The sequence below is a fragment of the Mycobacterium sp. PDNC021 genome (genome assembly GCF_048282635.1).
Taxonomy (GTDB): Bacteria; Actinomycetota; Actinomycetes; order Mycobacteriales; family Mycobacteriaceae; genus Mycobacterium; species Mycobacterium llatzerense.
On sequence record NZ_CP182502.1, the window covers coordinates 3,647,023 to 3,659,377 of the forward strand.

Annotated in this window: 13 protein-coding genes; 4 read left to right on the top strand and 9 right to left on the bottom strand. The window is 67.5% G+C overall.

Translation table 11 applies throughout. The annotated features are described in order from the left end of the window. Positions 1 to 52 precede the first annotated feature (52 nt). The 8 genes from ACNO8X_RS17250 to ACNO8X_RS17285 all read right to left on the bottom strand — a co-directional run bounded on the left by ACNO8X_RS17250 (position 53) and on the right by ACNO8X_RS17285 (position 6,980). Complete coding sequence (locus tag ACNO8X_RS17250; protein WP_418001999.1) at positions 53 to 571, bottom strand: heme peroxidase; 519 nt, start codon at positions 569 to 571, stop codon at positions 53 to 55. A 194-nt stretch (positions 572 to 765) separates the two neighbouring features. Then, positions 766 to 1,140: a metal-sulfur cluster assembly factor gene (locus tag ACNO8X_RS17255; RefSeq protein WP_418002000.1), complete on the bottom strand. Its 375-nt coding sequence runs from the start codon at positions 1,138 to 1,140 to the stop codon at positions 766 to 768. Further along, entirely contained in the window at positions 1,140 to 1,625 is a 486-nt protein-coding gene (gene sufU / locus ACNO8X_RS17260) for a Fe-S cluster assembly sulfur transfer protein SufU (RefSeq protein ID WP_418002001.1), read from the bottom strand. Before sufU ends, ACNO8X_RS17255 begins: the two co-directional genes overlap by 1 nt. Next, complete coding sequence (locus tag ACNO8X_RS17265) at positions 1,622 to 2,866, bottom strand: cysteine desulfurase (RefSeq protein ID WP_418002002.1); 1,245 nt, start codon at positions 2,864 to 2,866, stop codon at positions 1,622 to 1,624. The genes sufU and ACNO8X_RS17265 overlap by 4 nt, the downstream gene beginning before the upstream one ends. A gap of 1 nt (position 2,867) precedes the next feature. Then, the gene (sufC, locus tag ACNO8X_RS17270) at positions 2,868 to 3,635 is read right to left on the bottom strand and encodes a Fe-S cluster assembly ATPase SufC (RefSeq protein ID WP_418002003.1); all 768 of its coding nucleotides are present in this window, start codon (positions 3,633 to 3,635) and stop codon (positions 2,868 to 2,870) included. Then, positions 3,632 to 4,810, bottom strand: coding sequence for a Fe-S cluster assembly protein SufD (gene sufD, locus ACNO8X_RS17275; protein WP_418005938.1), 1,179 nt, complete (start codon positions 4,808 to 4,810; stop codon positions 3,632 to 3,634). Before sufD ends, sufC begins: the two co-directional genes overlap by 4 nt. Next, positions 4,807 to 6,234 (bottom strand): Fe-S cluster assembly protein SufB, encoded by a 1,428-nt coding sequence (sufB, locus tag ACNO8X_RS17280; RefSeq protein ID WP_418002004.1) that lies wholly within the window; start codon positions 6,232 to 6,234, stop codon positions 4,807 to 4,809. The genes sufD and sufB overlap by 4 nt, the downstream gene beginning before the upstream one ends. After that, a complete protein-coding gene (locus tag ACNO8X_RS17285) occupies positions 6,231 to 6,980 on the bottom strand; it encodes a helix-turn-helix transcriptional regulator (protein ID WP_418002005.1) in 750 nt (249 codons plus the stop codon). The genes sufB and ACNO8X_RS17285 overlap by 4 nt, the downstream gene beginning before the upstream one ends. Positions 6,981 to 7,086: 106 nt before the next feature. Here ACNO8X_RS17285 and mptB point away from each other — a divergent pair, with 106 nt between their 5' ends. The 4 genes from mptB to ACNO8X_RS17305 are packed head-to-tail and all read left to right on the top strand — an operon-like array spanning position 7,087 to position 11,467. Continuing rightward, complete coding sequence (mptB, locus tag ACNO8X_RS17290; protein ID WP_418002006.1) at positions 7,087 to 8,766, top strand: polyprenol phosphomannose-dependent alpha 1,6 mannosyltransferase MptB; 1,680 nt, start codon at positions 7,087 to 7,089, stop codon at positions 8,764 to 8,766. Further along, the gene (locus ACNO8X_RS17295; RefSeq protein ID WP_043987409.1) at positions 8,763 to 9,692 is read left to right on the top strand and encodes an ABC transporter ATP-binding protein; all 930 of its coding nucleotides are present in this window, start codon (positions 8,763 to 8,765) and stop codon (positions 9,690 to 9,692) included. The genes mptB and ACNO8X_RS17295 overlap by 4 nt, the downstream gene beginning before the upstream one ends. Next, on the top strand, positions 9,689 to 10,471 hold the full coding sequence (locus tag ACNO8X_RS17300; RefSeq protein WP_418002007.1) for an ABC transporter permease: 783 nt from the start codon (positions 9,689 to 9,691) through the stop codon (positions 10,469 to 10,471). The genes ACNO8X_RS17295 and ACNO8X_RS17300 overlap by 4 nt, the downstream gene beginning before the upstream one ends. A gap of 54 nt (positions 10,472 to 10,525) precedes the next feature. Further along, positions 10,526 to 11,467: a COX15/CtaA family protein gene (locus tag ACNO8X_RS17305; protein WP_418002008.1), complete on the top strand. Its 942-nt coding sequence runs from the start codon at positions 10,526 to 10,528 to the stop codon at positions 11,465 to 11,467. Here ACNO8X_RS17305 and ACNO8X_RS17310 read toward each other — a convergent pair. Beyond that, positions 11,417 to 12,355 (bottom strand): ATP-grasp domain-containing protein, encoded by a 939-nt coding sequence (locus ACNO8X_RS17310; protein WP_418002009.1) that lies wholly within the window; start codon positions 12,353 to 12,355, stop codon positions 11,417 to 11,419. The genes ACNO8X_RS17305 and ACNO8X_RS17310 overlap by 51 nt on opposite strands.

The following is a 12,355-nucleotide window of genomic DNA, read 5'->3' on the forward strand; positions in this document are numbered from 1 at the left end:
ACGGCTCAACCGATTCCGCCGGCGCCCGACTGGCGGGTCGGTTATCGCCTTTTCATGCGGTCTCCGCGTCCGGTGGTGCCACTCGGAGACTCGGCGGTTGCACCAGCATCAGCAGGTAGCGCCAACTGAAGCCCGAACGCTGGCCCGGGATGGCGCACCAGACTCGCTGCACCTCGGCGGACAGTTCGTCGTCCTCGGCGACGGCTCGCAGGTCCGCCGCCGTCGCAATGCCGAGCGCCGAGAACTGCTGTGCGATCTCGGCGAGCGCCACCGCACGCAGCGGCGCGTTCTTGGCCGTCGATGTCGGTCGGCGATTCCCGATGTCGGCGGCCCACTGGTAGGGCCCGCCCACGGCGGCGATGTTCGCCAGCAGCTCCGGCACGCCATCGCGATCGGCGTCCGCACCCTGCCCGGCCCGAAAAGCGCGGTACCGCGCGACGATGTTCTCGACCGTCAGGTGCCGTGCCCCGGTGACGTACATCGCGTCAATCATGCACAGCGCCAGCGAATTTGGGTGCTCGTCACCGGAATCGCGCGCGACTTCGCCCGGCTGCTCGATTTCAGAATTCATGGTGCCTCCGTTCCGCATCGGACCTGATTGGTCCTCTTGCGGTGGAAGCTAGAGAAGGCGACCGACAAGAACGCCGCCAAAAGACGTCAGAATCGCGAGTTATCCACAGGCCTGGGGCCCTTCGAACACGCGAAACGGCATTCCAGCAGAGTTTGTGCGAGTAGTCGCCTGCTGGAATGCCGTTTCGGCGAAAACTAGACGGTGAAGCCCAGTGCCCGGAGCTGCTCGCGGCCGTCGTCGGTGATCTTGTCCGGACCCCACGGCGGGTTCCAGACCCAGTTCAGCTTGAGGTCGCTGACCAGGCCCGCGCCCACCAGGGCGGTCCGCGACTGGTCCTCGATCACGTCGGTGAGCGGACAGGCCGCCGACGTCAGCGTCATGTCCAGCTTCACGACGGTGCCTTCGTCGCCCGCTTCGAGCGTCATGCCGTAGACGAGCCCCAGGTCGACGACGTTGATGCCGAGTTCGGGGTCGACGACGTCGCGCATGGCTTCCTCGAGGGCGTCCAGCAGCTCGGGGTCGTCGACCACGTTCGCCGTGGTGGTTCCTTCGGGTGTGCCTTCAGTCATCACTTACCCTCCGCATTGGTGCCGACAGCTGCCAGCACAGTCTCTGATGCACTCGCCTCGGCGAGCGCGGCTTTGAACGCAGTCCAGCCCAGCAGCGCGCATTTCACCCGTGCCGGGTACTTGGCGACACCGGCGAACGCGATGCCGTCACCCAGCACATCTTCGTCCCCCTCGACGTTGCCGCGGGAGGAAATCATCTCGGTGAACGCGCCGACCGTCTTGAGCGCCTCGACGACACTCTGGCCGATCACCTGATCAGTGAGCACCGACGTCGACGCCTGGCTGATCGAGCAGCCCTGCCCGTCATACGAGATGTCGGCGACGGTCTCGCCGTCGTCGGACAGCGTCACGCGCAGCGTCACCTCGTCACCGCACGTCGGGTTGACGTGGTGCACCTGCGCGCCGAACGGTTCCCGCAGCCCGCGGTGATGCGGGTGCTTGTAGTGGTCCAGGATCACTTCCTGGTACATCTGTTCCATTCTCATGCAAAGAACTCCACAGCGCGTTTGACGCCGGCGACCAGGCGGTCGACCTCGTCGAGGGTGTTGTAGACCGCGAACGACGCCCGGGCCGTCGCGGCGATACCGAATCGCCGGTGCAGCGGGGCCGCGCAGTGATGACCGACCCGGACCGCGATGCCGTCGTCGTCGAGGATCTGGCCGACGTCGTGAGCGTGCACTCCGTCGAGCACAAAACTCACGGGCGAACCGCGGTGCTCGTCGGTGGTCGGTCCGATGATCCGCACCTGCGGAATCTGAGTCAGTCCGTCGAGCGTGGCAGCCACCAACTCGGCTTCGTGTGCCTCGACGGCCGCCATCCCGATCGCGTCGAGATACCGTGCGGCAGCAGCCAATCCGACGACCTGCGAGGTCATCGGGGTGCCGGCCTCGAACCGCTGCGGTGCTGGGGCGTAGGTCACCGACTCCATGGTGACGGTCTCGATCATCGATCCGCCGGTGAGGAACGGGGGCAACGCGTTCAGCAGCGCACGACGGCCGTACAACACACCGATTCCGGTGGGTCCCAACATCTTGTGTCCCGAGAACGCCGCGAAGTCGACGTCGAGAGCATGGAAGTCGATCGGCTGGTGCGGCACCGACTGGCAGGCGTCCAGCACGGTCAACGCGCCGACCGCCTTGGCCCGCGACACCAGTTCGGCGACCGGCGCGATGGCGCCGGTGACGTTCGAATGATGGGTGAAGGCGACCAATTTGACGCTTTCATCCAACTGCAGCGAATCCAGGTCGATGCGGCCGTCATCGGTCACGCCGTACCAGCGCAGCTCGGCGCCCGTCCGGCGGGCCAGCTCCTGCCACGGAATCAGGTTGGCGTGATGCTCCAACTCCGTCGTGACGATGACGTCCCCCGGCCCGACCACACGGTCGAACCGGCTGTCCCCCACCGCATACGACACCAGGTTCAGCGCCTCGGTGGCGTTCTTGGTGAACACCAGCTCGTCGTCATCGGCACCGACGAACGACGCGATGTCCGCGCGCCCTTGTTCGTAGGCGTCGGTGGACTCCTCCATCAGCTGGTGCGCACCGCGGTGCACCGCGCCGTTGGAGGTGGTCAGGAACTGCCGCTCGGCATCGAGGACCTGCAGCGGCTTCTGCGACGTAGCCCCGGAATCCAGGTACGCCAACGTGTTTCCGCCGCGCATGACCCGACTGAGGATCGGGAAGTCGGCCCTGATCCGCGTCAGGTCGAGATCAACCGACGCGGTCATGTCAGGCCTCGGCAGCCGCAGTGGTGTAGCGCTCGTAGCCATGCTCTTCGAGCTCGTCGGCCAGCTCCGGACCACCGGACGTGACGATCCGGCCGTCGAAGAAGACGTGCACGAACTGCGGACGGATGTAGCGCAGGATGCGGGTGTAGTGCGTGATCAGCAGGACGCCGCCGTGCTCGGCCTCGGCGTACCGGTTGACGCCCTCGGACACCACGCGCAGCGCGTCGACGTCCAGGCCCGAGTCGGTCTCGTCGAGGATGGCGATCTTCGGCTTCAGCAGGCCCAGCTGCAGGATCTCGTGGCGCTTCTTCTCACCACCGGAGAAACCTTCGTTGACGCTGCGCTCACCGAACGCCGGGTCGATGTCCAGCTCGGACATGGCGGTCTTGACCTCTTTGACCCAGTGGCGCAGCTTGGGGGCCTCGCCACGGACCGCGGTCGCCGCGGTGCGCAGGAAGTTCGACATCGAGACGCCGGGCACCTCGACCGGGTACTGCATGGCCAGGAACAGGCCGGCGCGGGCACGCTCGTCGACGCTCATCTCCAGCACGTCCTCGCCATCGAGGGTGATGGACCCGGAGGTGACGGTGTACTTGGGGTGGCCGGCGATGGCGTACGACAGCGTCGACTTGCCAGAACCGTTGGGACCCATGACCGCGTGGGTCTCGCCCGACTTCACGGTCAGGTTCACACCCTTGAGGATCGGGACGTCGGCACCGTCGGGTGCGGTGACCGAGACGTGCAGGTCCTTGATTTCCAGTGTGGTCATGAGTTGTTGCGTCCTTCAGTCAGTTCAAGTTCGTGTTCGATGGCGGCGGTCAGGCGGTCGCGGACTTCGGGCACGGCGATCTTCTGGATGATCTCGCCGAAGAAGCCCCGGACCACCAGGCGGCGGGCCTGGTCCTCGGGGATACCGCGGGCCTGCAGGTAGAACAGCTGCTCGTCGTCGAAACGTCCGGTGGCACTGGCGTGTCCGGCGCCGACGATCTCGCCGGTCTCGATCTCCAGGTTGGGCACCGAGTCGGCGCGGGCGCCGTCGGTGAGCACCAGGTTGCGGTTCACCTCGAAGGTGTCGGTGCCCGTGGCCGCGGCGCGGATCAGCACGTCGCCGATCCACACGGTGTGGGCATCGGGCTTCTTCGAATCCGGATCCCCTTGCAGCGCACCCTTGTACAACACGTTGGAGCGGCAGTTCGGCTGCGCGTGGTCGACCAGCAGGCGCGACTCGAAGTGCTGGCCGTCGTCCGCGAAGTACAGACCCAGCATCTCGGCGTCGCCACCGGGAGCGAGGTAGCGGGTCCGCGAGGTCAGGCGCACGACGTCGCCACCCAGGGTGACCGCGATGTGCCGCAGCACGGCGTCCTTGCCCAGGGTCGCGTGGTGGGTGCTGATATTCACCGCGTCGTCGGCCCAGTCAGCGATCGACACGACGGTCAGGCGGGCCGCGTCACCGACGACGAATTCGATGTTGTCGGCGTAGGTTCCGCTGCCGGTCTGGTCGATGACCACGACGGCCTCGCCGAGTTCGGCGACCCGCAGCTGCAGGTGGCCGTACGCGGTCTTGCCCTCGCCGGGGCCGGCGATGGTGATCTCGACGGGCTCGGCGACCTGGACGTCGCGGCCGACCGACACGACGGTCGCCTCGGCGAACGACGAATAGGCCTGGGCGGCAACCCGGTCCGCGGGCACACCGCCCTGGCCCAGACGCTCGTCGTCGCGGCCGACGGTCTCGACGGTGACGCCGTCGCGCTCCGAAACCTCAACGCGCGCAGCGCCGGTGGCGACCGCGGAGCCGTCGTGCAGGCCGTGCAGGCGCTTCAGCGGGGTGAACCGCCACAGCTCGTCACGGCCGTGCGGCACCTCAAAAGCGTTGACGTCGAAGGACGTGAACAGCTCACCCTTATTGGTGACAATGCCCTCAACGGGTTCAGTCAAACTCACTATCCGACAGCGCCTTCCATCTGCAGCTCGATCAACCGGTTCAGCTCGAGCGCGTATTCCATTGGCAGTTCCTTGGCGATGGGCTCGACAAAGCCGCGCACCACCATCGCCATGGCCTCGTCCTCGGTCAGACCGCGGCTCATCAGATAGAACATCTGATCCTCGCTGACCTTCGAGACCGTGGCCTCGTGACCCATCGTGACGTCGTCCTCACGGATGTCGACGTACGGGTACGTGTCCGAGCGGCTGATGTCGTCGACAAGCAGCGCATCGCATTTCACGCTCGACTTGGAGCCGTGGGCGCCCTTGTTGATCTGGATCAATCCGCGGTACGACGACCGGCCGCCACCACGGGCCACCGACTTCGACACGATGTTGCTCGACGTGTTCGGCGCCAGGTGCACCATCTTGGCGCCGGTGTCCTGGTGCTGGCCTTCGCCTGCGAACGCCACCGAGAGCACCTCGCCCTTGGCGTGCTCGCCGGTCATCCAGACCGCCGGGTACTTCATGGTGACCTTGGAACCGATGTTGCCGTCGATCCACTCCATGGTGGCGCCGGCCTCGGCGCGGGCCCGCTTGGTGACCAGGTTGTAGACGTTGTTCGACCAGTTCTGGATGGTCGTGTACCGAACGCGCGCACCGGGTTTCACCACGATCTCGACGACGGCCGAGTGCAGCGAGTCCGACTTGTAGATCGGCGCGGTACAACCCTCGACGTAGTGCACGTAGGAGCCTTCGTCGGCGATGATCAGCGTCCGCTCGAACTGGCCCATGTTCTCGGTGTTGATCCGGAAGTAGGCCTGCAGCGGGATGTCGACGTGCACGCCCGGCGGCACGTAGATGAACGAGCCACCCGACCACACGGCGGAGTTCAGCGCCGAGAACTTGTTGTCACCGGCCGGGATCACGGTGCCGAAGTACTTCTTGAAGATCTCCGGGTGCTCCCGCAGTGCCGAATCGGTGTCCAGGAAGATGACGCCGAGCGCCTCGAGGTCTTCGCGGATCTGGTGGTAAACGACCTCGGATTCATACTGCGCGGCGACACCGGACACCAGGCGCTGCTTCTCGGCCTCCGGGATGCCCAGGCGGTCGTAGGTGTTCTTGATGTCGGCCGGCAGGTCGTCCCAGGTCGCCGCCTGCTTCTCGGTGGACCGCACGAAGTACTTGATGTTGTCGAAGTCGATGCCGTCGAGGTCACTGCCCCAGCGCGGCATGGGCTTCTTGTCGAAGATGTGCAGCGACTTCAGCCGGAAGTCGAGCATCCACTCCGGCTCGTTCTTCTTCGACGAGATGTCGCGGACGACAGCCTCATTCAGCCCACGGGTCGCGGCGGCGCCTGCGGCATCACTGTCAGCCCAGCCGTAGCCGTAAGTGCCCAGGGAGGCAATGGTCTCCTCCTGGGTCAACTGTTCCGGGGTGGTCGTCATTGCGACACTCCTTCTTCTTGGGTCGCGGTGTGGATGGGATGGGCTGCGTGCTCAGGGGTCACCGGGACGTGCGTCGTACACGCACAATCCCCGTTGACGATGGTGGCCAGGCGCTGCACGTGCGTACCGAGCACCTCGGCGAACGCTTCACGTTCGGCGTCGCACAGTTCAGGGAACTCCTCGGCGACATGCGAGACCGGGCAGTGGTGCTGACAGATCTGCACCCCGCCGATGGGTCCGGTCACCGGAGTGGTCGTGGTGGCGTAGCCGGCCTGGGTCAATGCCGCGGCCAGCTGGTCCGCGGTATCAGCGACGTCCGGTGTGGTGGTGACGCCGGACAGGATCGAGTCGATGCGACGACGAGCGAAGGTCCGGATGGCGTCGTCACCACCGATCTCGCGCAGCTGGCGCATGGCGGCCGCGGCGAGGTCGTCGTAGGTGTGGCCGAGCTTGGCGCGTCCCGCGGCGGTCAGCCGGTACCGCTTGGCGGGCCGGCCGCGGCCGTTGTGCTGCCACGCGGCGGCAGCGCTGGATTCCGCGTCGCCGGCGTCGATCAGCGCGTCGAGATGCCGCCGGACTCCGGCGGCGGAGATGCCGAGGTGCTCACCGATCTGGGTCGCGGTAACCGCGCCTTCCAGCAGCAATTGCACGATCGCCGACCGGGTGTGTCCGTCTGAGACGGCCGTCGCCGACGTCACCGCGGTCGCGGTGCCGACAGCTCCGAGCGCTTCGGACGGCAATTTCACAACACCATTGTGACGGAATTCGGAATCCGAATCTAGGAAGGTAACCCTTATCACCGCCGCCGCGGACTTGGGCGATCCAGAACTGGCCTACGGCTAATCTGCTCTGATGCCCGACCGCCTTCAGCATCTGAGCACGGCCGTCGCGCATTGGCACGCCGACGAGCCGCCCGTCGCCTCCCCGCTCAACGCATCCGAGGTCGCCTCGCTGCGCCGGACTCGGCGGTTCGGCGCCACCGGAACGGTACTGATGGCCATCGGCGCCCTCGGCGCCGGCGCCCGGCCCGTCGTACAGGACCCGACGTTCGGGGTGCGCCTGCTCAACCTGCCGTCACGCATCCAGACCGTCTCGCTGACCATGACCACCACCGGTGCCGTCATGATGGCGCTGGCCTGGCTCATGCTGGGGCGCTACACGCTGGGCAAACGCCGCATGTCCCGCAGCCAGCTGGACCAGACGCTGATGCTGTGGGCCTTACCCCTGCTGATCGCGCCACCGATGTACAGCAAGGACGTGTACTCCTACCTGGCGCAGAGCCAGATCGCCAGCATCGGCCTGGACCCGTATCGCGTCGGCCCGGCCACGGGCCTCGGGCTCGGCCACGTCTTCACCTTGACGGTGCCCAGCCTCTGGCGAGAAACCCCGGCCCCGTACGGACCGCTGTTCTTATGGATCGGACGCGGCATCTCCGAGCTGACAGGCGACAACATCGTCGCCGGAGTGCTCTCGCACCGGCTGGTCGTACTGCTGGGCGTCGCGGCCACCGTGTGGGCAACGCCACGCCTGGCCCGCCGCTGCGGCGTCGGCGAGGTGAGCGCCCTGTGGCTGGGACCGTGTAACCCGCTGCTCTTCATGCACCTCATCGCCGGTATCCACAACGAAGCGCCGATGCTCGGGCTGATGCTCGCGGGCACCGAATTCGCCATGCGGGGCATCGATTCCGGCCGGCCACTCATCCCCCGGCCCTTGAGCTGGCCACGGCACCGCGAGGACTGGGCCGCCTGGTGGCCACTGGCGATGCTGTTCACCGGCACGGTGCTCATCGCCATGTCGTCCCAGATCAAGCTGCCGTCCCTGCTGGCGCTGGGGTTCGTGGCCATGGCCCTCGCGCGCCGGCTCGGTGGGACGGTCAGGGCCTTCCTCCAAGCCTGTGTCCCGTTGGGCGTGGTTGCGCTGGCGGTCATGGCTCTCATCGGCTGGGCCAGCGGCCTCGGCTTCGGCTGGCTGTTCACCCTCGGCACCGCGAACGTGGTGCGGTCCTGGATGTCTCCGCCGACGCTGGTCGCGCTCGGCACCGGACAGGTCGGCATCCTGCTGGGGCTGGGCGACCACACCACCGCGGTGCTCGGGCTGACCCGCGGGATCGGCGTCTTCGTCATCGGCGTACTGGTGAGCTGGCTGCTGCTGTCGGTGCTGCGCGGCCGCCTGCATCCGCTCGGCGGCCTCGGGGTCGCCATGGGCGCGACGGTTCTGCTGTTCCCCGTCGTGCAGCCCTGGTACCTACTGTGGGCGATCATCCCGCTGGCCTGCTGGGCCACCCGGCCGGGCTTCCGCGGCACGACCATCGTGGTGACGTTCGTCGTCGGCGTCTTCGGCCCGACGGCCAACGGAGACCGGTTCGCGCTCTTCCAGATCCTCGACGCCACGCTGGCCAGCACCGTCATCGTGGTGCTGCTGATCGCGCTGACCCGCAATCGCCTGCCGTGGCGCGGATTGCCGGAATCAGACGACGGTGCCGCCCCTGGTAGCGCCGCTGCCAGGTCCGACGCTTACGCTGAATCCCCGTGAGTTCCACTGAGACGCCCGTATTGCTGCGCGGCGTCAGTAAGCGCTACGGCGAGATCCAGGCGGTGAACAACCTGGATCTCGAGGTGCAGCGCGCCGAGGTGCTGGCCCTGCTCGGACCCAACGGGGCCGGTAAGACCACCACCGTCGAGATGTGCGAAGGCTTCATCAAACCCGACTCGGGCGCTATCTCGATCCTGGGTCTCGACCCGACCGCCGACAACGCCAAGCTGCGCGCACGCATCGGCGTGATGCTGCAGGGCGGCGGCGGCTACCCCGCCGCCAAGGCCGGCGAAATGCTGAACCTGGTCGCGGCGTACTCGGCCAATCCGCTCGATCCGCAGTGGCTGATGGACACCCTCGGCCTGACCGAGGCCGCCCGCACCACCTACCGCCGGCTGTCCGGCGGCCAGCAGCAGCGCCTGGCACTGGCCTGCGCCATCGTCGGACGCCCCGAGCTGGTGTTCCTCGACGAACCCACCGCCGGCATGGACGCCCACGCCCGAATCGTGGTGTGGGAGTTGATCGAAGGCCTGCGCCGCGACGGCGTGACCGTCGTGCTCACCACGCACCAGCTGACCGAGGCCGAGGAACTGGCCGACCGCATCGTCATCATCGACCACGGCGCCGCGGTGGCGGCAGGCACGCCCGCCGATCTGATGCGCGGTGGCGCCGAGAACCAGTTGCGCTTCTCCGCACCGCCCAAGTTGGATCTGTCGCTGTTGGTCTCCGCGCTGCCCGAGGACTACCGCGCCAGCGAAGCCGCCAGCGGCGAGTACCTCGTCGAAGGGCACATCGACCCGCAGGTGCTGGCCACCGTCACCGCCTGGGCCGCCCGCCTCAACGTGCTCGCCACTGACATGCGCGTCGAGCAGCGCAGCCTGGAGGACGTGTTCCTCGACCTGACCGGACGGGAGCTGCGGCCGTGACAACCGAGACGAACCGGTTCGCACCGGGGACCTTCACCCCGGACCCGACGCCCGCGGCGATCCCCGCGATGCTGGCGGCGCAGTACGGCCTGGAGCTCAAGCTGCTGCTGCGCAACGGCGAGCAGTTGCTGCTGACCATGTTCATCCCGATCACGTTGCTGGTCGGGCTCACGCTGCTGCCGATCGGCTCGCTCGGCGATCACCGCCCGGGGACGTTCACGCCGCCGATCATGGCGCTGGCGGTGATCTCCACGGCGTTCACCGGACAGGCCATCGCCGTCGCATTCGATCGGCGCTACGGCGCGCTGAAGCGCCTCGGCGCCACCGCGCTGCCGGTGTGGGGCATCATCGCCGGTAAGTCGCTGGCCGTGGTCACCACGGTGTTTCTGCAGTCAGTTGTGTTGGGCGGCATCGGTATTGCGCTGGGTTGGCGGCCCAGCCCGCTCAGCCTGCTGCTCGGCGCTGTGGTCATCGCAATCGGCACCGCCTCGTTCGCCGCGCTGGGCCTGCTCCTCGGCGGGACGCTGAAAGCTGAGATCGTGCTGGCCCTCGCGAACCTGCTGTGGTTCATCCTGGCCGGCCTGGGTGCCTTGACCATCGAGCACCGCGTGGTCCCCGAGGCCTTGCGCTGGGTGGCCCGGCTGACGCCGTCGGGCGCGCTGACCGAGGCTCTCACTCAGGCGATGACGCTGTCGGTGGACTGGTTCGGCATCGCGGTGCTGGCCGCCTGGGGCGTGATCGCCGGGCTCGCCGCGATGCGCTGGTTCCGGTTCAGCTGACGGGCGCAGACCCTCTACTACAAGCGGTAGTTAGCCGTCACCTACGCTTGGACCGTGTTTCGCCGCCTGGTTGATCTGCTGCCCGACCCGAGCTTGCGTGCGCAGCGCCTGATCGCCGCGCTCGTCGTCCTGACTCAGGCCGGTATCGCCGTCACGGGTTCTGTCGTCCGCGTGACCGCATCCGGCCTCGGGTGCCCAACCTGGCCGCAGTGCTTCCCCGGCAGCTTCGTCCCGATCGCGCACCCCGCGGTGCCGCGAATCCACCAGGCCGTCGAGTTCGGCAACCGGATGATCACCTTCGCCGTCGTGATCACCGCGATCGCCGCCGTACTGGCCGTCACCCGGGCGCGGCGCCGGCGCGAGGTCCTCGTCTACGCCTGGCTGATGCCGGCGTCGACGGTGCTGCAGGCGGTGATGGGCGGCATCACGGTGCTCACCGGCCTCCTCTGGTGGACCGTCGCCATCCACCTGATCGCGTCGATGCTGATGGTATGGCTGGCAGTGCTGCTCTACGTGAAGATCGGCGAGCCCGACCAGGGCGTGACCCGCACGACGGTGCCCACAGCGCTGCGCGGCCTGACGGCACTCAGTGCGGCGGTGCTGTCTCTCGTGCTGGTGACGGGGACGTTGGTGACCGGAGCCGGGCCACATGCCGGCGACAAGAGCATCGAACGGCCCGTTGCACGACTTCAGGTCGAGATCACCACGCTCGTGCACGCGCACTCGTCGCTGTTGTGGATCTATCTCTCGCTGCTGGTAGGTCTGGGCTTCGGCCTGGTCGCCGTCGGTGCGCCGGCCGCTGTCCGCAAGCGCCTCCTGGTTCTGCTGGCGGTGGTGTGCGCACAGGGCACGATCGGCGTCGTGCAGTTCTTCACCGGGGTCCCCGCCGTTCTCGTCGCATTCCACGTGGCCGGCGCCGCCACGTGCACGGCGTGCACCGCCGCGCTATGGGCGTCGATGCGACAGCGGACGGAGGTCGAGCCGCTCCAAGGCTGACGCGACGCCAACGGCGAATTGCCGTTGCGCCAGTGCGCGTTCGGGCTCGGCCAGTTGCCGCCAGCCCAGTCCTGGTTCGACCAATTCCAGCTCGAGCAACCGCGGGTCCCGACGGTCGCCGATGACGTCCACCCGGGCATACAAGAACTCTGTGGGCTCGATGCCGAGATGCGCCGCCGCGGCAGCCAGCGTCGCGTAGCCGACATCCCACAATTCGAAGTCCGGGTCAGCCGGCTGCAGCTGTTCCTCGGCGTAGGTGCCGGATTCGTGCATCTCCAGGCTGCCGCCGGGCGGCGGCAACATCGGCCCCTTGATGAACGCGTGCGACTGCTTGCCGGCCAGGAACACCAGTGCGGTCTCCCCTGTCTCGATGCGCTCGTCGTAGGGCTGGATCAGCGCGGTGCGGCCGTCGGCCTGTAGTGCGGCGGCATGCTCAGCGGCCGCGTCAGCATCGGTGAATCGTTGCGCCCCAACAGAACCGGCACCCACCGCGGGCTTGACCACCACCTCGCCACGGGGCACCGACACCGGCTCCCCCGGCGCGAAGAAAGCACTGGGCACCGTCGGCACGCCCGCCGCCGCCAGATCGGCCAGATACCGCTTGTCGCTGTTCCACGCGACCACCTCGGGCGCGTTCAGCAGGTTGCGAACCTGCTTGGTCCACGCCAGGAATTCGTCGTGCCGCTCGGTGTAGTCCCAGGTGGCCCGCAGGATCACCAGATCGGCCTGCAGGGTGGCCGGGTCATCCCAGGCCAGCCAGTGGGCATGCAAGCCGCGGTCGCGCAACGCTCTGACCAACCCGTCGTCGTCTCCGTCGCCTTCGACGAGAGCCTGGCAACCTGCCAAAACGACACGGGGATGACGGATATCGGGCCGCGCGAGTTTCAC